Genomic DNA, 22,345 nt, shown 5'->3' on the forward strand with positions numbered 1-22,345 from the left:
CTCATCTCCCGCCTTAATTAATAGTTGGCGGAAATAACGCTATGAGATCGGGTGCACGCCGGCGCCCCGCCAATCAATATGGCGAGCGAGGGTGCAGATTATTTCGGTTCAGGGATTCGGGCAGGCTTGGATTATTGTCAGCAATAGCCAAGCGGCCGCGGGAATTACAGCGGGAAGAAGAAGGCGATCTTGTGATCCAGGGTAAACCACTTGGGTGAAGCGATCAGGGTAGCCATGTTGTTGCTCATCTGGTTGAAATGAATAACGCAGCATTAACGCACCCTATTATGGATGGCAGCCCTTCATTATCAATTACGAGATCAGATATTTGGGATGGCGCTAACAGTTTTATCGGGAGAGCAATATATGGCTCACTCCCCCGTTAACGCCATTTAACCATCGCGCCTTCCCTGCGCAGCCTCAATGGTTCAGCCAGGGCAGCCGTTGCAGCAACTCGTATCGGTCGGCGAGCGGCGTCTGGCTGACCCAGATATCCAGCAAGCCGTATGAGAGCAGTGGCAGCACCAGCAGCAACAGGCAGAGCAGGCCCAGCAGCCACTGGGGCTCCAGCCTGCGTGCCCTGCTGCCCAAGTACAGTGCATCGGCGCTTTTGGGGCAGGCGGCGACGCAGCTCATGCAGCTGCTGCACTCGAGGCTGTGCACCGCGATCAGCTGGTGCACCTGGATGCGGGACGGGCAGGCCCGGCTGCACCTGTCGCAGTCATGGCCAGCACTTCGCAGGCAGCGGTCCGGGTCGCGGCGAATGCGCAGAGGTGTCAGCAGGCCGAGTAAAGAGAGCCAGGCGCCGTAGGGGCAGAGGTAGCGACAGAATCCCTGCCGGAAGGCGACGGTGAGCAGCAGCACCCAGCAGAGGCAGAGGCCGGAGATGAGGGTCAGGTTGAAGAAGAAGGCCCCCATCTTCATGTCCGCCGCCTGATGGTAGGGGCTGGCGAGATAGCCGGGCAGGGCGGCGGCGGGCACCGCCAGCAATATGATGAAGAGCAGGAAACCGAGCACCAGAAACTTCTGGGCCCGCAGCAGCCAATCCAGCCAGCGGGGCGGCACCCACTCCCCCGGCAACAGGCGAGTACGCAGTCGGTGCAGCCACTCACCCACCAGCCCGAGCGGGCAGAACCAGGCGCAGAACGCCCGCCCCAGCAGCAGGGCCGACAGGCTGAGCACCAGCACCGTGATGGTGGCCGCCGGATGGTGCGGATCCGCGATGCCCTGCCCGAGCCAGGCCCGCAACCCGAGCCCGCCGGCGATGGGCAGGAAGCCGTCCACCACGTCCGGACGCACCAGCCAGGGGGGGATCCCCTGCCCCAGCTGCCAGATATGGACGCCGTACTGCACAGTCACCAGCCCCCAGCAGAGCAGCAACAGGTGGCGGGTCCAGGCCCGCAGCGGCTGGCTGCTGATCTCGGCCAGCACGGGCAAGGGCCAGATGCGGTGCAGCAAGCCGAGGCTGCCGACCACCAACCCCAGCGCGAGCCAGAGCACCGAGTCCGCTGCCACCAGCCAGGCGGCGCCGGCCAGCACGAGGGAGAGAGTCCATGACCAACCGGATCGCCCCTGCCACAACAGCAGGACCAGATAGACCAGGCCAGCGGCCATAGTCACGGCTTCGATCACACTCATGCTTCCCTCACTGCGCTCATCCGGATCAGGGGCTCAGGGTAACCAACATCTGAGTTGATTAATTTGATCTGCATGGGCAATGGGGGTCATTCGCACCGATCCATCCCCGGTGACTCCCCCCTTGCGGCTGTTGAACCTTATTATTTTCGGCTGTTGAACAGGGGCTGATCCGACGAACCCTGCTCGGCCCAGAAGTGGATGTTGAAGCGGGCATCCTCGGACAGCTCGACCCTGTGCCAGTACTGAGGCGGGCTGGTGGCGAACTGGCCGGCGTGGATCACCAGGCTGATCTCAGGCTGTTCGGCCCGCTCGTCGGCGAAGCCGTGATAGGTGACGGTGCCCTCCATCACGCAGAGCTGGCCGAACACCCCGGCCGCGGTGTTGTGATGGCTGAGCAGGGCCGGCGGCACGTTGGCGCGGGTGAAGAAGGGGGTGGAGCGACGAGCGACCCAGTGGGTAGGAATAAGCTGCATGGACATGGTAATTCTCCTCGAATGGCCGGTCTGCCCGGCCTTGAATAGTTGACGGATCAGCGGGGCAGCTGGCGCAGCAGCGGGAAGGCGGCGCTCATCTTGTCGCCTCCCACCACGAAGCCGCACAGTTCGCCATCTGCACCGCGCGCCTCGGCCACCATGCCGTGCTGGTTCCAGTGGCACTGCCAGGCGAGATCCTCGCCCTGGGTGCGGCCCGCCAGTTGCAGCGGATAGCGCGGCGTCTTCACCTTCACCAGCATGGGCGGCAGGGTCAGCGGGGTCGGGGTGCCGAGCAGGGTCCTGGCCAGGGCACTGGCCCCCAGCACTATGGGCTGTAGGAAGGGAAGCAGCTGCCCCTGCCACTCGGCGCAATCCCCCAGCGCGAAGATATGGGGATCGCTGGTGCGCAGCAGATCGTCGATCAGTATGCCGCGCCCCACCGCCAGCCCGGCCCTCTGGGCCAGGGGCAGATTCGGCCGCAGGCCGATCGCGGCGATCACCAGATCCTGCTCGCAGGTGCGGCCGTCGCTCAGGGTCACTCGCCAGCCATCGCCGGGCTGGGCGTCCACTCTGGCAATGCCCTGTCCCAGTTGCAGCTTCACTCCCTGCTCGCGCAGTGCCTGCAGCAACGGCTGGCTCAGGGCCGCCGGCAACAGGCTGCTCAGCGGGCTCTCGGCCAAGTCCAGCAGGGTGACCTCGCGACCATCGCTCGCCATATCCATCGCCAGCTCGCAACCAATCAGCCCCGCCCCCAGCACCAGGATGCGGCGAGCCTGACGGATCGATGCCTCGGCGGCGGCATACTCCTGCTGGCTGTTGAGGGTGACAAGGAATTCGCTTCCCGCCATATCGGGCCGCGCCGCGCTGGCGCCGGTGGCCAGCACCAGCTGGCCGTAGGGGAACTCCCCCTGGCCGGTCAGCACCAGCCGCCGGACGGGATCTATGCCGAGCACCGGGCAGTGGGGCAGCAGCGTGATGCGCTGCTGCTCGGCGAAGGCGGCGCCGCTCAGCCGGGTCATGGCCGCGGCGCTGCAGCCCCGGCTCACCACGTGGCTCAGGTCCGGCTTGTTGTACTCGTCGCCGCTGTCGGCGGTGATGAGGCGGATGGGCCGCTCGCCGTCCAGCTTGCGTAGGCTCTTGACCAGCTGCTGGGCGGCGAAGCCGCTACCGATCACCACAATCTCCCGGCTGGTGCCAGCGTCATTCAGGGTTGCTGCATTCATACGCAGGCCTCCAGCGCGCAGGGTTCGAACACCTCCTTGCCGATGCCGCAGCCCGGGCAGAGGAAGCTGTCCGGCACCTGGGCCCAGGGGGTGCCCGGCGCCACCAGCTGATCCGGCTCGCCCTGGGCCGGGTCATAGACCCACTGGCAGACCACGCAGAGCATGCTCTGGTCATCATCCAGCGTGCTGGCGGCCGGGGCGGCGGCTTGAGGGGTCGGAACCATCACGGGGGCTGGCGTCACGGCAGCCTGAGTTGTGGTGATCGGACGGGGCGGGTGCAGCGCCCACTGGCGGGCGAGTTGGCGGCCATGCTCGCGGCACTCGGCCAGCGCCGAGCCATCCGGCCGCCACTTGGTCTTGAGGGAGAGGCTGATGTCGAAGCCCGCGTCCATCAGCCGGGTCTGGATCCGGTCCACGGCACCGCCGGTCCAGCCGTAGCTGCCAAAAGCCGCGGCGCGCTTGTTTCTGAAGCGCAGGCCGGTGATCTCCTCCAGCATGCCCGCCACCTTGGGCATCATGACGTTGTTCATGGTGGAGGAGCCCACCAGTATCCCCTTGGAGCGGAACACCTGGGTCAGGATCTCGTTCTTGTCGTGGCGCGCCACGTTGTAGATCTTCACCGCCACGCCTGGGTCCACCTCGTGGATGCCCTGGGCGATGGCGTCGGCCATCATGCGGGTATTGTTGGACATGGAGTCGTAGAACAGGGTGATGCGATCCTCCTGGTAGTGATCCGCCCACTCCAGGTATTTGAGGATGATCTGGGTGGGATCCTCGCGCCAGACGATGCCGTGGGAGGTGGCCACCATGCTCACCGGCAGGTTGAAGCCCAGCACCTCCTTGATCTTGGCGGTCACCAGCGGGCTGAAGGGGGTGAGGATGTTGGCGTAGTAGCGCTGGCACTGCTCCATCAGCTCGGTCTGATCCACCTCGTCGTTGAACAGGTGCTCGTCGCAGTAGTGCTGGCCGAAGGCGTCGTTGGAGAACAGCACGGCGTCCTCCGTCATGTAGGTCATCATGCTGTCGGGCCAGTGCAGCATGGGGGTCTCGATAAACACCAGCTGCTTGCCGTTGCCTATGTCCAGGCTGTCCCCCGTCTTGACCGGCTGGAAGTTCCACTCCGGGTGATGATGGTGGCCGGTGATGGAGTCGATGGCGTTGTGGGTGCAGTAGATGGGGGTGCCCGGGATGCGGGCCATCAGCTCGGTCAGGGCGCCGGCGTGATCCTCCTCGGCGTGGTTGATCACCACATAATCGATGGAAGCGAGATCGATCTCCGCCGCCAGGTTCTGCACGAACTCGCGGCTGAACTTGTGATCCACCGTGTCGATCAGCACGTTCTTCCCTTCGCGGATGAGGTAGCTGTTGTAGCTGGTGCCCTTGTGGGTCTTGTACTCGGTGCCGTGGAAGTCGCGTACCTCCCAGTCCCGTTGGCCGACCCAGTGGATGTTGTTTTTGACGTGAATGCTCATGCGGTGGTTCCTCAGAATGCCATAGCGAATGTTCGACTGAACTCGCTATTGCAGTTGACGTGCCAACTCATAAGCTGTTGTTTTTAATAGCTACTAATATCAGCCATTGTCATTAAGACAGTCAGCAAATATAGTCATAACCACAACACCACTGTCATTTGGACAATACCTAGTGATCTCGACCGACAGCCTGGCGCGCATCGCCCTCGATCTGCAACTCGGCATCTCCCATCAGGACAGATTCCACCGCCTGATCCAGAGCGTGCGCAGCCTGCTGCACTCCGATGCCTCGGCCCTGCTGCGCTACGAGGGTGGCCAGTTCATCCCGCTGGCCATCGATGGCCTGACGCAGGACGTGCTGGGCCGCCGCTTCGCCCTCAAGGACCACCCGCGCATGGAGGCTATCGCCCGTGCCGGCGACGTGGTGCGCTTCCCCGCCGACAGCCAGCTGCCCGACCCCTATGACGGCCTGCTCCCGGATCACGGCGACTTCAGGGTGCACGCCTGCGTCGGCCTGCCGCTGTTCGCGGATCAGGCGCTGATCGGCGCCCTGACCATAGACGGCATGAACCCGGCCCAGTTCGACGGCATCAGCGACGAGGAGTTGCGCCTGGTGGGAGCCCTGGCCGCCGCCGCCCTCAGCAACGCCCTGCTGCTGGAGCGGCTCGCCCGCCAGAGCAGCGAGCCGCTGGCCTCCGGCGCCCGGACCGGCCCTGGCCAGCCGGAGATGATAGGCCACTCCCCCGCCATGGCCCGGCTGCGCCACGAGATCGATGTGGTGGCGAACTCGGAGCTGAACGTGCTGATCCTGGGGGAGACGGGGGTCGGCAAGGAGCTGATCGCCAAGGCGGTGCATCAGGGCTCCCTGCGCGCCAAGGCGCCCCTGGTCTACCTCAACTGCGCCGCCCTGCCGGAGTCGGTGGCGGAGAGCGAGCTGTTCGGCCATGTGAAGGGAGCCTTCACCGGCGCCATCCACCACAGGGCGGGCAAGTTCGAGCTGGCCGATCGGGGCACCCTCTTTCTCGACGAGATAGGCGAGCTCTCCCTGCCGCTGCAGGCCAAGCTGCTGCGGGTGCTGCAATACGGCGACTTGCAGCGGATCGGTGACGACACCCCGCTCAAGGTGAACGTGCGTATCCTGGCCGCCACCAACCGGGATCTGAAGCAGGCGGTGGTGGAGGGGCAGTTCCGGGCCGATCTCTATCACCGGCTGAGCGTCTTCCCGATCCACGCCCCGGCGCTGCGCGAACGCCCCGGCGACATTCCCCTGCTGGCCGGTTATTTTTGCGAACGCTGCCGGGTCAGCCTGGGACTGGAGCGGCTGCGCATCCAGCCCCAGGCGCTGCAGCTGCTCGGCCGCCACGACTGGCCTGGCAACGTGCGGGAGCTGGAGCACGCCATCCACCGCGCCGCCGTGCTGGCCCGGGCCGAGCAGAGCAGCCAGACGCCGACCCTCGCCAGTCACCACTTCAATCTGGCGGCCGGCCCCCTGCCCCCGTCCACCAGCCCCAGCGTGGCGCCGGTTGCCCCCTTGCCCGGCGGGCTCGGGCTGCGCGCCGCCACCGATGCCTTCCAGCTCGCCCTGATAGAGCAGGCCCTGACGGCCCATGGCGGCAACTGGGCCGCCACCGCCCGCGCCCTGGAGCTCGACAGCGGCAACCTGCACCGCCTCGCGAGGCGGCTCGGCCTCAAAGACTGAGACAAGGCGCGCGGCGCCCATAAACAAAAACCCCCTCCTGACGGAGGGGGTTTTTCGTTGCATCGGATGCTGCTGGAGGGTCAGCGCAGGGACTTGACCGAGCGACGGACGATAAGCTCAGGCTGGACCGTCATGGACTCGACTTCCAGGGCCTTGTTGCGGATCCGGCTCACCAGATGCTGCACCGCCAGCAGGCCCAGCTCGGCCTTGGGATGGCGAATGGTGGTGAGCGGCGGGCTGGAGAAGCGCGCCATCTCGATATCGTCATAGCCAATCATGGAGATGTCGTCAGGCACCTTGACCCCGGCTTCCCAGGCGGCGCAGATGGCACCTATGGCCATGGGATCGTCGAAGGCAAACACCGCGGTCGGCCGCGGCTTGAGGGCCAGGATGCGCTGCATGGCATCGAAGCCGCTCTGGCTCTCGTAGTCACCCTCGAAGATCTGTTCCTCTTTCAGGGTCAAGCCGTGCTCGCCCAGGGCATCGCGCACCCCGTCCAGCCGCTGCTGGGTGGTCGGTTTGGAGAGCTGGCCAGTGATGCAGACGATCTCTTTATGGCCCTGCTCCAGCAGATGGCGCACCGCCAGACGCGCGCCTATGCGGGCGTTGTCGTTGATCACGTTGGCGAAATCGCACTCGGTGCCCCAGTCCAGCACCACCTGTGGCACGTTCTTGTGAATGCGCAGCATGTCGCGCAGCGGGGTGTCGATGTCGGTTCCCAGCACCAGCAGGCCATCCACCCGCTTCTCCATCAGCATGCGCAGATAGTGCTGCTGACGGGGCGGCTGGTTTTCGGTGTTGCACAGGATCAGGCTGTAGCCCTGCTCGAAGCAGTAGGCTTCCACCCCCTGCACCACTTCCGCGAAGAAGGGGTTGGCACTGGTGGTCACCAGCATGCCGATGGTCTTGGTCGAATTTATCTTGAGGCTGCGCGCCACCGAGTTCGGCGCGTAGTTGAGTTCTGCCACCGCCTCAAGCACTTTTTGAGTCGCATCTTCGCTGACCCGACGGGTGTGATTGAGTACATGTGAGACGGTGGAGATGGATACGCCTGCACGGGAAGCGACATCCTTGATAGTGGCCATCTCTGTCTCCTGAAGATCAAAAGCGGAACAGTAGCAGATTTCCCGAATAAAGGCTTGGTTTTAACGGGAGCTGCCAGCGAATTGTCAATGCTGGCTAATCTAGGCGGACATTTCTATTTGCGCAAACGAATTTTGGTCAAAATGAGAGCAGGCGCAGAGCGAAATATCGCCAGCTTTTTACTCTGACAATTGTCACCATGACAATTTGTTATATGTATGTTACGCCATCATGGCGATATTAAACTCCAAAAACAGACAACCAACAGCGCATTAGTTCTGAAAAATCACTACCACCCCCTCCCCGGTTAGTATCTTTAACATCTTGTCATGGCAGGGCGAGGGATGATAGAACCTTGTCTATTACCGGGCTGACGGGATACAGGCTCGGAATGATGCGCAAAAAACGAAACATTTCACTGATTAAGGGACGAATCAATGCATAACTTGAGCAAATTGGCAATCAGAGCAGCGGTTTCTTTGGCTCTGTTTGGATCGGTTTCCATGGCCAACGCGGCCGATACCATCAAGATCGGCATCGCCGGCCCGCTGACCGGCCCGGTCGCCCAGTACGGTGACATGCAGTTCACCGGCGGCAAGATGGCGGTCGAGCAGATCAACAAGGCGGGCGGCATCAAGGGCAAGCAGATCGAAGCCGTCATCTATGACGACGCCTGCGATCCCAAGCAAGCCGTGGCCATCGCCAACAAGGTGATCAACGACGGCGTCAAGTTCGTGGTCGGCCACCTCTGTTCCGACAACACCCTGCCCGCCTCCGACATCTATGAAGATGAAGGCGTGCTGATGATCACCCCGGCCTCCACCAACCCCAAGATCACCGAGCGTGGCTATCAGCTGACCATGCGTACCATAGGTCTGGACAGCGACCAGGGCCCGACCGCCGCCAAGTACATCATCGAACAGGTCAAACCCCAGCGCGTGGCCGTCATCCACGACAAGAAGCAGTACGGTGAAGGCATCGCCACCAGCGTGAAGGCTGCGCTGGAGAAGGCTGGCGTCAAGGTAGTGGCCTTTGAAGGCATCACCGCCGGCGACAAGGACTTCTCCGCCCTGATCGCCAAGCTGCAGAAAGAGAACGTGGACTTCGTCTATTACGGCGGCTACCACCCGGAGCTGGGTCTGATCCTGCGCCAGGCGGGCGAGAAGGGTCTGAAGGCCAAGTTCATGGGTCCGGAAGGCGTGGGTAACAAGGACATCTCCGCCATCGGCGGCCCGGCTTCCGAAGGCCTGCTGGTCACCCTGCCGAACAAATATGACCTGCTGCCTGCCAACGCCTCCATCGTCGCTGCGTTCAAGGCCAAGGGTCAGGACTCCTCAGGCCCCTTCGTCTGGACTACCTATGCCGCGGTACAAACCCTGGCGGCCGGTATCGCCAAGGCGGGTGAAGATGATCCGGCTGCCGTGGCTGCCGCCATCAAGGCCGCACCGATCGACACCGTCATGGGTCCCCTGACCTGGGCACCGAACGGTGACCTGAAGGGCTTCGAGTTCGGTGTGTTCCAGTGGCACGCCGATGGTACCTCCACTCAACTCAAATAATCTGCCGGTCGGGGGTGACAAGCGTCACCCCCTCCTTTCTTTGCGGGCAAGTACAGGGAACGCAGTATGTCCGAACACCTTCTTTATCTGGTTCAGCAGCTGCTGAACGGGTTAACCATTGGTAGCACCTATGCGTTAATCGCCATCGGCTACACCATGGTCTACGGCATCATCGGCATGATCAACTTCGCCCACGGCGAGGTCTACATGATCGGCTCCTATGTCGCCTTCATGGTGATGGCAGGGCTCGCCATGATGGGCATCGACAGCACGGTACTGCTGCTGGGCGGCGCCTTCCTGGTCAGTATCATCATCACCGGCAGCTATGGCTGGACCATAGAGCGGGTCGCCTATCGCCCGCTGCGGGGCGGCAATCGCCTCATCCCCCTCATCTCCGCCATCGGCATGTCGATCTTCCTGCAAAACATGATGCGGATGGCCCAGGGCTCGCGCGATATCGCCATGCCCACCCTGATCTCCGGCGGCTGGAACTTCGGGGCCGAGGACGGCTTCCAGGCCAGCCTCTCCTACATGCAGCTCATCATCTTCGTGGTGACCTTCATCACCATGCTGGCGCTGACCCAGTTCATCGGCCGCTCCCGCATGGGCCGCGCCTGCCGCGCCTGTTCTGAAGACATCAAGATGGCCAACCTGCTGGGCATAGATACCCACGTGGTCATCTCCATCACCTTCGTGCTGGGGGCCGCCCTGGCCGCCGTCGCGGGCGTGCTGCTCGGCATGTATTACGGCGTCATCAACCCCTACCTCGGCTTTATGGCCGGCTTGAAGGCCTTCACCGCCGCGGTACTGGGCGGCATCGGCAGCATCCCGGGCGCCGTCATCGGTGGCCTGTTGCTCGGCGTGGTCGAGGCGCTCACCGCCGGTTATCTCAGCACCGAGTACAAGGACGTGATGGCCTTTGCCCTGCTGATCGCGGTGTTGTTATTCATGCCGACCGGCATTCTGGGTCGCCCGGAGGTCGAGAAGGTATGACACATCCAACTACCCGTACCTGCGTCGTTAACCAGCACAATCCGGAGGTGAAAGCATGAAGCGTCAATTTATCCATGCCTGCATCGCCAGCCTGATGCTGCTGGTGCTCTCCTTCTGGCTGCTCGGCTTCAAGCTCGAGACAGACGGCAACCGCCTGCTGGTGGTGAGCCGGCTCGATGTGTCTCTCGCCTGGTTGCTGGGGGGCGCCGCCCTGGTGTTCTGGTTCCAGATGCTGCGCGGCCAGATCGCCAGGCTGTTCCAGGCCTCCATCAGCGGCTTCTCCGTCGGCTTCACCAAGCTGGTGCTGCCCAGCCCGGAAGAGGCACCCAAGCTCTATAACCTCACCGCCGTGCTGGTGCTGCTGTTCGCGGTGAGCTGGCCCTTCATGGCCTCCCGCGGTGCCATCGATCTGGCCACCCTGGCGCTGATCTACATCATGCTGGGGCTGGGCCTGAACGTGGTGGTGGGTCTGGCCGGTCTGCTGGATCTCGGCTACGTCGGCTTCTACGCGGTCGGTGCCTACAGCTATGCCCTGCTCAACACCTACTTCGGGCTGAGCTTCTGGGAGTGTCTGCCCATCGCCGGCCTGACGGCGGCCACCTTCGGCTTCCTGCTCGGCTTCCCGGTGTTGCGGCTGCGAGGAGACTATCTGGCCATAGTCACCCTGGGCTTTGGCGAGATCATCCGCATCCTGCTCAACAACATGACCAGCCTCACCGGCGGCCCGAACGGCATCTCCGGCATTCCCAAGCCGACCCTCGGCGGCCTGGAATTCAACCGCACCGTCAAGGACGGGGGCTTCGGCACCTTCCACGACTTCTTCGGCATCGCCTACAACGCCAATCACAAGGTCATCTTCGTCTATCTGATGGCATTGCTGCTGGTGATCGCCACCCTGTTCGTCATCAACCGCCTGCTGCGCATGCCGCTGGGCCGCGCCTGGGAAGCGCTGCGGGAAGACGAGATCGCCTGCAAGTCGCTGGGCCTCAACCCCACCATCATCAAGCTGACCGCCTTCACCATAGGGGCCTGCTTCGCGGGCTTCGCCGGCAGCTTCTTCGCCTCGCGCCAGGGCTTCATCAGCCCGGAGTCCTTCGTCTTCATCGAGTCGGCCATCGTCCTTGCGATCGTGGTGCTGGGGGGCATGGGCTCCCAGATCGGGGTGGTGCTGGCCGCCATCGTGATGACGGTGCTGCCGGAGCTGGCCCGTGAGTTCAACGAGTACCGCATGCTGATGTTCGGTCTGCTGATGGTGTTCATGATGATCTGGCGACCCCAGGGCCTGCTGCCGATGAGCCGCCCTCACCTGGAGCTACGAAAATGAGCAACATGAACAACACAAACAACAAGTTGCTGGATGTCTCTGATCTGTCGATGCGCTTCGGGGGTCTGCTGGCGGTCAACGGCGTCAAGCTGGACGTGGACAAGGGGGAAGTGATCTCCATCATTGGCCCCAACGGCGCCGGCAAGACCACCATCTTCAACTGCCTGACCGGCTTCTACCGCCCGACTGGCGGCACCATCCGCTATCGTGGCGAGGAGATCCAGGGCCTGCCCGGCCACCTCATCGCCCGCAAGGGCATAGTGCGCACCTTCCAGCACGTTCGTCTGTTCAAGGAAATGACGGCAGTGGAAAATCTGCTGGTCGCCCAGCACAGGCATCTTAATACCGGTTTTCTGGCCGGTCTGTTCAAGACCCCGGCCTTCCGCCGCGCCGAGAAAGAGGGGCTGGAGCAGTCCGCCTTCTGGCTGGAGAAGGTCGGCCTCAAGGATCTCGCGAACCGCGCCGCCGGCAACCTGGCCTATGGCCAGCAGCGCCGGCTCGAGATCGCCCGCTGCATGGCGACCAGGCCCGAGCTGCTGATGCTGGACGAGCCGGCCGCCGGCCTCAACCCCCACGAGACCGACGAGCTCAACGAGCTCATCACCAGCCTGAGGGACGAGTTTGGCGTCTCCGTCCTGCTGATCGAGCACGACATGAAGCTGGTGATGGAGATCTCCAATCGCATCTTCGTGGTCAATCAGGGCACGCCGCTGGCCCATGGCAAGCCGATTGATATCCGCAACAATCCGGCCGTGATCAAGGCCTATCTGGGCGAGTCGTAAGGACAAAAAGATGTTAGAACTTCGCAACGTATCGACCCATTACGGCAAGATCCAGGCGCTGCACGATGTCAGCGTCGAGGTCAAAGAGGGCGAGATAGTCACCCTGATCGGCGCCAATGGCGCCGGCAAGACCACCTTGCTGATGACGCTCTGTGGCGAACCCAAGCCCAGCAGCGGCAGCATCTGGTTCGAGGGGGAGCAGATAAGCTCCCTCAGCACCGCCCGCATCATGCGCAAGGATATCGCCGTGGTCCCGGAGGGGCGCCGCATCTTCGCCCGCCTGACGGTACAGGAGAACCTGCTGATGGGGTCTTTCTTCGTCGACAAGGCCGAGCAACCGGCCCTGCTGGATCAGGTGTTCACCATGTTCCCGCGCCTGCACGAGCGACTCGAGCAGCGCGCCGGCACCATGTCAGGTGGCGAGCAGCAGATGCTGGCCATAGGCCGCGCCCTGATGAGCAAGCCGCGCCTGCTGCTGCTGGACGAGCCCTCCCTGGGGCTGGCGCCCATCATCATCCAGCAGATCTTCGACACCATATTGCAGCTGCGGGAGAAGGGCATGACCATCTTCCTGGTGGAGCAGAACGCGAACCAGGCGCTCAAGCTGGCGGACAGGGGCTATGTGCTGGAGAACGGCCGGGTGGTGCTGCAAGACACGGGTGCCGCCCTGCTGGCAAACCCGGCGGTGCGTCAGGCCTACCTTGGCGGCTGACAACAGGGTGCCATCGTGCCCGTCATGAGCGCCACCAACCCTGGGCCGGACCGCCATCACTTCTGGTGCGATCCGGCCCTGCCATTTATCGAGACACGGGCGGTGCAGGATGGCCGCCACGTCTGCTACGACAAACACAGCCACGCCCACTTCTCCATCGGCGCCATCACCGGTGGCCACAGCCACTACCTCAACCAGCGCAGCAATCAGGAGGTCGGCAGCGGCCACCTGGTGCTGATGAACCCGGAAGAAGTGCACGCCTGCAACCCCATCGCCGACCAGCCCTGGTCCTATCTGATGTTCTACCTCGACACCGACTGGCTGCACGGCCTGCAGGAAGAGGCGGGACTGGGATCCCGATTCCGCCCCTTCGACATGACGGCGAGCCGGGATCCCGTGCTCTATCTGGCATTGCAGCGGCTGCACCGCGCGCTGTTGCAGGGGCAGGATCCGCTGGCCAAGGAGGTGGCCTGCCAGCTGTTCGGGCACCAGCTGCTGGCCAGGCTGACCCCCGCCAGCTGGGATGATCGCCCGCCGCTGCACCTGCAACGGGCCGCCGAGCTGATGCAGGATGACAGTGCCAGCGCGCTCAATCTGCAACAACTGAGCGTGGTCGCCGGGCTCAGTCCCTCCCATTTCGTGCGCGCCTTCAGCCACCATTACGGCATGACGCCCCACGCCTACCTGCTCGATCAACGCATCCGTCACGCCCGCATCCTGCTCAGGCAGGGGCACCCCCTGGCCGAGGTCGCCCTGGCGAGCGGCTTCGCCGATCAGGCGCATTTCCAGCGCCAGTTCAAACGGCGGGTCGCCGCCACCCCGGGCCAATACCGGTTGCAGCTCAGCCCTCGGCCAGCCCCAGGTAAGCGGCGCTGAACATCAGCAACAGGGCCATGGAGCGGTTGAACCAGCGCAACCGGCGGGGCTTGAGCAAGGCCTCCTGCAGGCAGCTGCCGGCATAGGCCCAGCAGGCGATGGAGCCCAGACAGATCACCAGATAGAGCGCGGTGAAGGAGACTATCTGCCCCATGCCGCCGGCACCGCCATAGGCCCCCATCCCCATGCTGGCCGCCAGCCAGGCCTTGGGGTTGAGCCACTGCATCAGGGCACCGTACAGGAAGGCGGGTGGCCTCCCGTCGGCCTGCTCCACCCGGCCCCCGTCCATCGCCTGCTGCCAGGCCATGTAGCAGAGGAAGAGGATGCCGCCCCAGTGCAGGGTGCCAGCCGCCATGGGCCACCGTGACAGGGCGGCGCCGAGACCCAGTCCCATCAGCAGGAGCAGCAGGATAAAGCCCAGCGTTGCCCCCACCACGTGACGCAGGCTGGCACAGAAACCATACTGGGCCCCCGTGCTGAGGGCGACCAGATTGACCGGGCCGGGGGAGATGGACATGGCCAGGGCAAAGCCGGCCATGGATAACAACAGACTCGCGTCCATGGGAACTCCTCATCGATAGGGAGCCCCACACTAGCTGGCGGGCGGTGCCGGGTATTGAAGGAAATTGCGATCCCGCCCCACTGCATGACAGCCCGCATTGCGGGCTTAGCACCAGCCACCGCTTGCGGTAAACTGGCTCTCAATCATCTATTCGCAGGACATGTCAGTGGACCAGTTTGCCCATATCAACGCCCAGGATGCCCACCAGAAGCTGGAGGCCGGTGAGGCCCGCCTCGTGGACATTCGCGATCCCCAATCGTTCGAGGCGGCCCACGCGGTCGGCGCCTTTCACCTCACCAATGGCAGCCTGGTTCGTTTCATGAACGAGGTGGACTTCGACACCCCGGTGATCGTGATGTGCTACCACGGCAACAGCAGCCAGGGCGCGGCCCAGTACCTGCTGCAACAGGGCTATGACGCCGTCTACAGTCTGGATGGCGGCTTCGAGGCCTGGCGCAGGGAGTTCCCCATTCAGGCGGGGGACGCATGACGGAGGCAGGCAACTCCCCCTCATCCGGCATGATCCAGCTGCTGGTGCTGGGCGACGCCCGCATGGCCCAGGCGCTGGTGGACTACCTCGCCACCCTGGGCATCCCGTGCGAGCTGACCCAGTCCGAGCTCGGCGTCTCTGTCTGGCTGGCGGACGAACGGCGCCTCGCCCAGGCCCAGCTGGAGGTGAAGCGCTTCCTGGCCGAACCGAACCACCCCCGCTACATGGAAGCCTCCTGGCAGTCCGGCCGGGCCGATGCCCGCATCGACTACAGCAAGGGAATGACGGATCCCATCACCGACTTTCTCCATCAGGCGGGGCCCCTGACCCTGGTGGTCATCATCGCCTGTCTGGCCGTCTATGCCCTCGACGCCATCGGCCTGCCCATCTTCGACCAGCTGGCGTTCCATCCGACCCTGGCCCAGTTCACCGACTGGCAGGCGTGGCGCTACATTACCCCGGCCTTCATCCACTTCTCGGTGCTGCACCTGGTGTTCAACCTGCTGTGGTGGTGGTATCTGGGGGGCCAGATCGAGCAGCGTCTGGGCAGCGGCAAGTTGTTTATCCTGCTGATCGTCGGCGCAGCCCTGCCCAACGTGGCGGAGTTCTTCGCGAGCGGCCCGCGCTTTGGTGGCCTCTCCGGGGTGGTCTATGCCCTGCTCGGCTACTGCTGGCTACGCAGCAAGCTGCAACCGGCCTGCGGCCTCAGCCTGCCGCCGGCGCTGATGGGCTTCATGCTGTTCTGGATGGCGCTCGGCTTCTTCGATCTGCTCGGCACGCCCACCGCCAACATTGCCCATCTGACGGGTCTGCTGGTGGGCCTGCTGCAAGGCTGGCTGGATCGGCACCACAGACCCACCTGATCCACAGCTATTGCTCTGATTGCCACAGACGAAAACGCCGCCCCTTGGGGCGGCGTTTTTATTGGCTTACCAAGATAGCTTACTGCTTGAGCATGCTGGCGTCGGTCACCTTGACCGCGGTGCCACCGCTCATGAAGAAGCTGCCGAACTGGGTCTGCATCTCGGTCGTGACCGCACCGGTCGGATCGAAGTTGTCATCCGGTGCCAGCAGCGAGCTGTGACCACCGGCCAGGAAGCGGGCCGCGTGGTGGTTGGCCGCGCCGGTTGCGGTCAGCGGCTGCAGTGCCAGCATCCGGAACAGTGGCTCGGTGCCTCCCAGCGGCGCGCTCGCGATGCTGTTCGGGATCACCTGATCCGACAGGCTCAGGGCGCCGTCACCGACAATTTCGGTGGCAAACAGCGGGAAGTCCGCCTTGATGCCACGGGCCAGGTTGATCGGGTCAGCCGAATCCAGCACCGACTGGGCCGCGAAAACGTAGCTCTGCAGCGTACCGGCGGCCGTCGCCTGAGCGGTAGCGTCCAGGCTCGGCAGGAACTCGTTGACGAAGCAGCTCGCTACCGCCGTCTTGCAGCTCGGGGCATAGGCGGTGAAAGCCGTCTTCAACTCCGGGCTGCCGCCGGTCAGCACGCCCATCTTGATGGTCGGGCCGAAGGTCGGCGAGTTCAGCAGCAACGGCGCTATGCCGCCACCCGGCATGGCCAGGCCACCGGTGTCGAACTTGAACAGGGCATCCGCCTGGGGATTGCCGAGGGACTGGTTGGCGACTGCCAACAGGTTGGCACCCGAGATGGCCCCCAGGGAGTGACCGAGGAAGTGCACCTTGACGCCCGCCACGCCGATGGCTCCCTTGGCATTGGCCAGCCCCACCGCCAGACGCAGGCCCAGCAGATCCGCCACGCTCTGTTTCAGGTTGTCCCGCGCCACCGTCAGGTAGCTCAGGTTCAGATAGGGGGTCGGGTTATCGGAGGTGGTCACGGTCGCCATGCTGCCGCTCAGGGCATAGCCACGCTCACCGTGCAGCGGATGATCGATCACCACCAGGGCCACTTTCTTGCCCGCCTGGGCACCGGCCGCAATCTGACCCAATGCCAGGGCGTAGGCATTCTCCTTCACCGAAGTGACGCCGTGCTGATAGATGATCACATCGGTGATGGTGTTGAGCGCATCCTTGGCGAAGACGCGCATCGGTACGGACTGCACCTCTTCCAGTGCCGGCAGCGGGTTGAAGCGGCCGATATTCATCTCGGCATCCAGCGGCTTGCCGCCGGAGGTGAGGGTTACCCCAATCAGCTTGCTCGCCTCCGCCAGCAGTTCGGCCTGGCGGCTAGGATCGGCGATCAGCGCCCCCAGCAGGGCCGGGTCCACCCCGGCGCCCACCAGGCCGCCGATCACCTCGCTGTCCGAGGCTTTCAGGGCATTGGCGATGGCGTACAGGCTGGGGATGGCACCGTGCCAGGACTGGGTCCTGGCCTTGTCCCAGGAACCGGCGGTGGCCGGCGAGGAGAGGAAGTAAGGCAGCTTGACCGTGCCGCTGTAAACCTTGGTGGCTTGCGCCAGGCCGTTGAGCGGGGTGCCGGCGCCAAAGGCGGTAGCAATCGCATCCTTCTGCTCCTGGGGCAGGAACTGCTCGGCATCCAGCTGGGTCAGGAAGGCATTGCTGCCGGTCACCGCCAGGGTGTAGGTACCAGGCAGGCTGGTATTGCCCTTGGCATCCTGTTTCCACAGGACGGCGGCATCCAGGGTCGGGCTGCCCTTCAACACAGAGGCGGCCGCCCCTTTCACCGCCACCAGCACATCGGCACCGGACTGGGTACCAAACCAGTCGGAGAAGATCACGTGATCGCTGGTGATGCCGGTGGCAGCCTTGAACAGCCCTTCTTGCAGGGTGATCAGGCCGTTGATGGTCTGTTCCTGGGCATTGCTGCCGGTGTTGCTCTTGTAGTTGCTATAGTCGCTGCCCGGCTTGAGGGGATTGCCGCTGCTGTCTTTGAGCGCATCCGTGGCCACGATCATGTAGTAGGAAGAGGGATTGAGCGGCTTGAGCGGCACCAGGTTCAGCTTGCCGGCCGACTCGGCGACCACGAAGTCCACCCCGTAGGCCAGCACCTTCTTCACGCCGCTCGGGCGCAGAGCGGCGCTGTCAAAAGCCAGCTCCAGCAGATAGAGCGGGGCCACTGAGGCACCAAATTCGGTGGCCGTCGGCGCCTTGACGGTGATGCCGGAGGCGGTCACCGGCACTATCTGGATGGCCTGGGTCGTGGACCAGCCATCCAGGGTGGAGAGTGCGGAGACCGGGTTGGAGAGATCGGCCGTTTCGGTCGAGAACTTCAGGGTGCCGTCGGTCGCGCGAGCAGCCAGGGCGCTGGGTCGGGTCGCATTGGAGCCACTCAGCAGGTAATCGAGATAGCTTGAGGTATCGCCTTTATTATCGTCACTGCCACCACAACCGCTCAGTAGCGCACTGAGGACCGCTGCATAAATTAGCTTTTTTTTCATATCCTTATCTCTTTTATGTTGTTATCCATGATGAGCCTGACGGGGTAGCGTCCAAACCCGACCGAACCATATTAACAGCAACGCAACAATTTATAAGCATCTGGTCGGTCATCTGATCTGATTTTTTTGTGTACAACATCAAGGAATTGGCATTGACCCCGCTGGCGGAGGGTAACAGCATTCGGCACAATGCCAGACCCGACCAGAGCCTGTTTGGACCCGACACGCAAAAAGCCACCCCGATCTCGGCAAAGAGGGGGATTTGTCGGTAGAATGGTCCATTGCTTAAGGAGAACCCCATGATCGACCCGAAGAAACTGGAAGAGATCGCCAAACAGGTACACAACGCCCTGCCGCCCGGCATTCGCAGCATGGGTGAAGAGGTGGAGAAGAAGACTCGTCAGGTACTGCAGGCCCAGCTCAACAAGCTGGACCTGGTCAGCCGCGAAGAGTTTGATGTGCAGACCAAGGTGCTGCTGCGCACCCGGGAGAAGCTGACCGCCCTCGAGGCAAAGCTGGCCCAGCTGGAACAGCAACTCGGTGCCAAGGGTGAGTAATCACGCCGAACGTCGGGCTCGAACCACCTGCCTCGACGGCACATAAAACAAACCCCAGCCAGGCTGGGGTTTGTTGTTTCTGGAACAGCGAAGAGACGCCGGCTATCGCCTAGATAAACTCGTAGGCGTCGCCGAAGATCCGCTCTGGCTCGGCCCCCAGCACCTTGAACTCCTCCCGCGCCGCACCCGCCATCTCGAAGCGGCCCGCCACATAGATGTCGTAGTCGTGCAGGCTGACGAAGTCGTCCATGATGGCCTTGTGCACCAGACCCGTCTTGCCGGTCCAGTCGGCCTCCGGCTCCTGCACCACGGGCACGAAGGTGAGCGGCGCATAGTCCCGCTCCCACTGCAGCATCTGCTCCTGCTCATAGAGCCAGTGCGCCTGGCGCACGCCCCAGTAGAGGAACACCGGGCGCTTGCTGTCGCTGGCGATCAGATACTCCAGGATGGAGCGGGCGTAGGAGAAACCGGTGCCCCCCGCCATCAGGATCAGGGGACGCGGCGATTCGTCACGCAGGAAGGCCTTGCCCGCCGCCAGTTCGATCTCGATCTCGCCCTGCTCGCGCATGCGGGCCAGCACCTGGCCGGCATAGGCGTTTTCAGGGGTGGCGCCTATCTGCAACTCCAGCACACCGGAGCGGGTCGGCGAGTTGGCGATGGAGAAGGGGCGCTTGTCCGAGTCGCTCATCACCACCAGCAGATACTGGCCCGGCTTGAAGCTGATGGCTTGCTGCGGCGCCAGGGCCACGTGCCAGATGGTGTCGACATATTCGCGCAGTTCCTCTACGCGGCACTTGATACGTTGCATTCTTGTCCTTGTGACGGGCTCGCTCGGCCCGCTTCGCTCATTGATTCACTGTGATCTGGCGACCAGCGGCTGGTCAGGTCAGTCGAGCATACCCAATTCAGCCCGCTAATACCGATCTTTTGTGTCGGGACCAGCGGGCGCACAGGGTGAGGCTCAGTCGAGGATCTTCAGCTCGGCCCAGATCTCATCGATCCTGGCGCTGACGGCGGCATCCTGGACTATGGGTTGGCCCCATTCCCGGTTGCTCTCCCCCGGCCACTTGTTGGTGGCATCCAGCCCCATTTTGGAGCCGAGCCCCGACACCGGCGAGGCGAAGTCGAGGTAGTCGATGGGGGTGTGCTCGATCAGGGTGGTATCCCGCGCCGGATCCATCCGGGTGGTGATGGCCCAGATCACATCCTTCCAGTCACGGGCGTTGATGTCGTCGTCGCAGACGATCACGAACTTGGTGTACATGAACTGGCGCAGGAAGGACCAGACCCCCAGCATCACCCGCTTGGCGTGGCCGGGGTAGCGCTTCTTGATGGTCACCACCGCCATCCGGTAGGAGCACCCCTCCGGCGGCAGGTAGAAGTCCACTATCTCGGGGAACTGCTTCTGCAACAGCGGCACGAACACCTCGTTCAGCGCCACCCCGAGCACTGCCGGCTCATCGGGCGGGCGACCCGTGTAGGTGCTGTGATAGATGGCATCGCGGCGCATGGTCAGGTGGGTGATGGTAAACACCGGGAATTCGTCCACCTCGTTGTAGTAGCCGGTGTGGTCCCCATAGGGACCCTCCGGCGCCATCTCCCCCGGCTCCAGATAGCCTTCCAGCACGATCTCGGCGCTGGCGGGCACCTCCAGATCGCAGCTCAGGGCCTTCACCACCTCGGTGCGGCTGCCCCGCAACAGGCCGGCGAAGGCGTATTCGGAGAGGGTGTCGGGCACCGGCGTCACGGCGCCGAGTATGGTCGCAGGATCGGCGCCGAGCGCCACCACCACCGGGAAACGCTCTCCCGGGTGGGCCTCCTGCCACTCGCGAAAATCGATGGCGCCGCCGCGGTGATCCAGCCAGCGCATGATCAGCTTGTTCTTGCCGATCTTCTGCTGGCGATAGATGCCGAGGTTCTGCCGTTTCTTGTAGGGGCCGCGGGTGATGGTCAGCCCCCAGGTGACCAGCGGCGCCACATCGCCGGGCCAGCAGTGCTGGATCGGGATCTGATCCAGGTCGACCGCCTCCCCTTCCTGCACTATCTGTTGGCAGGGGGCGGAGGAGAGCCGCTTGGTCGGCATGTTGAGCACCTGCTTGAAGATCGGCAGCTTCTCCATCAGCTCCTTGAGACCGCGGGGCGGCTCCGGCTCCTTCAGATAGGCTAGCCAGGTGCCCACCTGACGCAGGGCACCGACGTTGGGCTGACCCATGCCCATGGCGACCCGATCCGGGGTGCCGAACAGGTTCGTCAGCACCGGCATGCCGTAGCCCTTGGGGTTTTCGAACAGCAGGGCCGGGCCACCCGCACGCAGGGTGCGATCGCTGATCTCGGTCATCTCCAGATAGGGGTCTATCTCGCGGCTGATGCGCTTGAGCTGTCCGTTTTGTTCCAGCTGCGCGATGAAATCACGCAAGTCCTTGTATTTCATGAAGGTACCCTAGCGGGTTCAGGAGGTGCCGCATTATAACCCCGGCCGCGCATCCGGTGTACCCGTATCGGGCAGCATGACGGACGAGGCGTGACGCCACTCCTGCCGGGTGAGCCTGTCGGCCAGTTGGGCCAGCAGCCTGGGCTCGTCCATCTGCAGCAACAGACCGGCCACCAGGCCGCCATATTGATGCTTGCCGAGTTCGACCAGCAGATATTGCTGGGCCGTGTCCGGCAGCGGCGAGAGCTGGCTGAGCTGATGCAGGGCGGGGATCATCAGGCGGTCGTTGCGGCTGGCGGAAATCAGCAGATCGCTCGCCTCCTGACCTTTATAGAAGCGGATAATAGTGTGCAGTGCCGCAAGACTGTCGTGATCCACTGGCTGACGCCACAGTTTCTGGTAGAGGGCGGGATCGCCGGTGCGCTCGATGAGGTGCAGCAGCAGCCGGTTGTCCGGCAGGAAGAGGTTCAGGGAGGCCAGCCGCCTGGCCTCTCGCCTGAGCACGGGGGCGGACTGGTCGTCGAGCACCGTCAGCAGCGCCTGCTGCTGCCGGGCCAGCTCAGGGTTGCGGCTGAAGTAGAGCTGCTTGTAGTCGAAGCGGTTCTGCTCCAGCAGTTGACGGTAGTTGTCCTGCCAGGCCAGCTGTTGCCAGCGGCTCAGCACCAGCCGCGCCTCGGCGGCAAAGTCGTAGGCGGGCAGCTGGACCAGAAAACCGTCCACCTCCCCTTCCACCAGCCATTGCGGCGCCCTGGCGGCCTTGCTGCGCACCCAGGCCAACAGCGCGGGGGACGGTGTCGTCGCCGACTTGAGGCCGCCGAGCAGTTGATACAGCAGATACTCGCGCTGGCCCACCGCCAGGGTCGCGAGCAGGGAATCCATGGCGGCAAACTGCCCCAACCTCAGTCGATTGTTCAGATAATCGAGATGCCCCTGAACCCCCTCGTCCGCCACCAGAGGCGCCCGCAACTGCGGGGGAGCGTCGGCCTGCACAGGTGCAGCCATCAGCCAGCCGAGCCATAAGAGAAATACCAGCTTCATGACGTCCCTGTCCTTGTGACATCGAGGCTTCACATACTACTCAGCCCGCCGGGAAATAGATAAACAAAAACCG

The 22,345-nt window shown here is 63.6% G+C and carries 20 protein-coding genes; 10 read left to right on the forward strand and 10 right to left on the reverse strand.

Annotation, left to right across the window (positions count from 1 at the left end):
* Positions 1-420 precede the first annotated feature (420 nt).
* The 4 genes from MM194_RS15415 to norV all read right to left on the reverse strand — a co-directional run bounded on the left by MM194_RS15415 (position 421) and on the right by norV (position 4,806).
* The gene (locus MM194_RS15415; RefSeq protein WP_241344045.1) at positions 421-1,638 is read right to left on the reverse strand and encodes a 4Fe-4S binding protein; all 1,218 of its coding nucleotides are present in this window, start codon (positions 1,636-1,638) and stop codon (positions 421-423) included.
* 140 nt (positions 1,639-1,778) lie between these two features.
* Positions 1,779-2,117, reverse strand: coding sequence for a DUF1971 domain-containing protein (locus MM194_RS15420; RefSeq protein ID WP_241344046.1), 339 nt, complete (start codon positions 2,115-2,117; stop codon positions 1,779-1,781).
* A 50-nt stretch (positions 2,118-2,167) separates the two neighbouring features.
* Positions 2,168-3,334 carry an NADH:flavorubredoxin reductase NorW gene (norW, locus tag MM194_RS15425; protein WP_241344047.1) on the reverse strand — a complete coding sequence of 389 codons (1,167 nt, stop codon included), beginning with the start codon at positions 3,332-3,334 and terminating at the stop codon, positions 2,168-2,170.
* On the reverse strand, positions 3,331-4,806 hold the full coding sequence (gene norV / locus MM194_RS15430) for an anaerobic nitric oxide reductase flavorubredoxin (RefSeq protein WP_241344048.1): 1,476 nt from the start codon (positions 4,804-4,806) through the stop codon (positions 3,331-3,333). Before norV ends, norW begins: the two co-directional genes overlap by 4 nt.
* Positions 4,807-4,978: 172 nt before the next feature.
* On the opposite strand from norV, the gene norR reads away from it, so the two are divergent.
* Complete coding sequence (gene norR / locus MM194_RS15435) at positions 4,979-6,505, forward strand: nitric oxide reductase transcriptional regulator NorR (RefSeq protein ID WP_241344049.1); 1,527 nt, start codon at positions 4,979-4,981, stop codon at positions 6,503-6,505.
* A gap of 80 nt (positions 6,506-6,585) precedes the next feature.
* On the opposite strand, the gene MM194_RS15440 is transcribed toward norR, so the two are convergent.
* The gene (locus MM194_RS15440; protein ID WP_033132527.1) at positions 6,586-7,590 is read right to left on the reverse strand and encodes a substrate-binding domain-containing protein; all 1,005 of its coding nucleotides are present in this window, start codon (positions 7,588-7,590) and stop codon (positions 6,586-6,588) included.
* A gap of 435 nt (positions 7,591-8,025) precedes the next feature.
* Between MM194_RS15440 and MM194_RS15445 the strand changes: the two genes are divergently transcribed.
* The 6 genes from MM194_RS15445 (at position 8,026) to MM194_RS15470 (ending at position 13,834) form a co-directional block, all read left to right on the forward strand.
* Positions 8,026-9,147, forward strand: coding sequence for a branched-chain amino acid ABC transporter substrate-binding protein (locus MM194_RS15445; protein WP_241344050.1), 1,122 nt, complete (start codon positions 8,026-8,028; stop codon positions 9,145-9,147).
* Positions 9,148-9,213: 66 nt separating this feature from the next.
* Entirely contained in the window at positions 9,214-10,140 is a 927-nt protein-coding gene (gene livH, locus MM194_RS15450; protein ID WP_033132525.1) for a high-affinity branched-chain amino acid ABC transporter permease LivH, read from the forward strand.
* 55 nt (positions 10,141-10,195) lie between these two features.
* Positions 10,196-11,464, forward strand: coding sequence for a high-affinity branched-chain amino acid ABC transporter permease LivM (locus tag MM194_RS15455; RefSeq protein ID WP_033132524.1), 1,269 nt, complete (start codon positions 10,196-10,198; stop codon positions 11,462-11,464).
* A gap of 5 nt (positions 11,465-11,469) precedes the next feature.
* A complete protein-coding gene (livG, locus tag MM194_RS15460; RefSeq protein WP_033132562.1) occupies positions 11,470-12,246 on the forward strand; it encodes a high-affinity branched-chain amino acid ABC transporter ATP-binding protein LivG in 777 nt (258 codons plus the stop codon).
* Positions 12,247-12,256: 10 nt separating this feature from the next.
* Positions 12,257-12,958 (forward strand): ATP-binding cassette domain-containing protein, encoded by a 702-nt coding sequence (locus MM194_RS15465; RefSeq protein ID WP_033132523.1) that lies wholly within the window; start codon positions 12,257-12,259, stop codon positions 12,956-12,958.
* 24 nt (positions 12,959-12,982) lie between these two features.
* Entirely contained in the window at positions 12,983-13,834 is an 852-nt protein-coding gene (locus tag MM194_RS15470) for an AraC family transcriptional regulator (protein ID WP_241344051.1), read from the forward strand.
* Here the strand turns inward: MM194_RS15470 and MM194_RS15475 are convergent.
* Entirely contained in the window at positions 13,800-14,396 is a 597-nt protein-coding gene (locus tag MM194_RS15475) for a LysE family translocator (RefSeq protein ID WP_241344052.1), read from the reverse strand. The two genes, MM194_RS15470 and MM194_RS15475, sit on opposite strands and share 35 nt — an antisense overlap.
* Positions 14,397-14,562: 166 nt before the next feature.
* Between MM194_RS15475 and glpE the strand changes: the two genes are divergently transcribed.
* A complete protein-coding gene (glpE, locus tag MM194_RS15480) occupies positions 14,563-14,886 on the forward strand; it encodes a thiosulfate sulfurtransferase GlpE (protein ID WP_033132521.1) in 324 nt (107 codons plus the stop codon).
* A gap of 29 nt (positions 14,887-14,915) precedes the next feature.
* Positions 14,916-15,749, forward strand: coding sequence for a rhomboid family intramembrane serine protease GlpG (gene glpG, locus MM194_RS15485; RefSeq protein ID WP_241344062.1), 834 nt, complete (start codon positions 14,916-14,918; stop codon positions 15,747-15,749).
* A gap of 79 nt (positions 15,750-15,828) precedes the next feature.
* Here the strand turns inward: glpG and MM194_RS15490 are convergent, their stop codons facing one another.
* Positions 15,829-18,246 carry a VolA/Pla-1 family phospholipase gene (locus tag MM194_RS15490; protein ID WP_241344053.1) on the reverse strand — a complete coding sequence of 806 codons (2,418 nt, stop codon included), beginning with the start codon at positions 18,244-18,246 and terminating at the stop codon, positions 15,829-15,831.
* Between the two features lie 299 nt (positions 18,247-18,545).
* On the opposite strand from MM194_RS15490, the gene MM194_RS15495 reads away from it, so the two are divergent.
* Positions 18,546-18,803 carry an accessory factor UbiK family protein gene (locus MM194_RS15495; protein WP_033132519.1) on the forward strand — a complete coding sequence of 86 codons (258 nt, stop codon included), beginning with the start codon at positions 18,546-18,548 and terminating at the stop codon, positions 18,801-18,803.
* 109 nt (positions 18,804-18,912) lie between these two features.
* On the opposite strand, the gene fre is transcribed toward MM194_RS15495, so the two are convergent.
* The 3 genes from fre to MM194_RS15510 all read right to left on the reverse strand — a co-directional run bounded on the left by fre (position 18,913) and on the right by MM194_RS15510 (position 22,272).
* Positions 18,913-19,611: an NAD(P)H-flavin reductase gene (gene fre, locus MM194_RS15500; RefSeq protein ID WP_033132518.1), complete on the reverse strand. Its 699-nt coding sequence runs from the start codon at positions 19,609-19,611 to the stop codon at positions 18,913-18,915.
* 153 nt (positions 19,612-19,764) lie between these two features.
* Positions 19,765-21,234 (reverse strand): 4-hydroxy-3-polyprenylbenzoate decarboxylase, encoded by a 1,470-nt coding sequence (gene ubiD, locus MM194_RS15505; RefSeq protein WP_033132517.1) that lies wholly within the window; start codon positions 21,232-21,234, stop codon positions 19,765-19,767.
* Between the two features lie 33 nt (positions 21,235-21,267).
* Positions 21,268-22,272, reverse strand: a complete 1,005-nt coding sequence (locus MM194_RS15510) for a hypothetical protein (RefSeq protein ID WP_033132516.1) — start codon at positions 22,270-22,272, stop codon at positions 21,268-21,270.
* Between the last annotated feature and the right edge of the window lie 73 nt (positions 22,273-22,345).

It is taken from the genome of Aeromonas sp. MR16, from assembly GCF_022549315.1.
Taxonomy (GTDB): domain Bacteria; phylum Pseudomonadota; class Gammaproteobacteria; order Enterobacterales; family Aeromonadaceae; genus Aeromonas; species Aeromonas aquatica.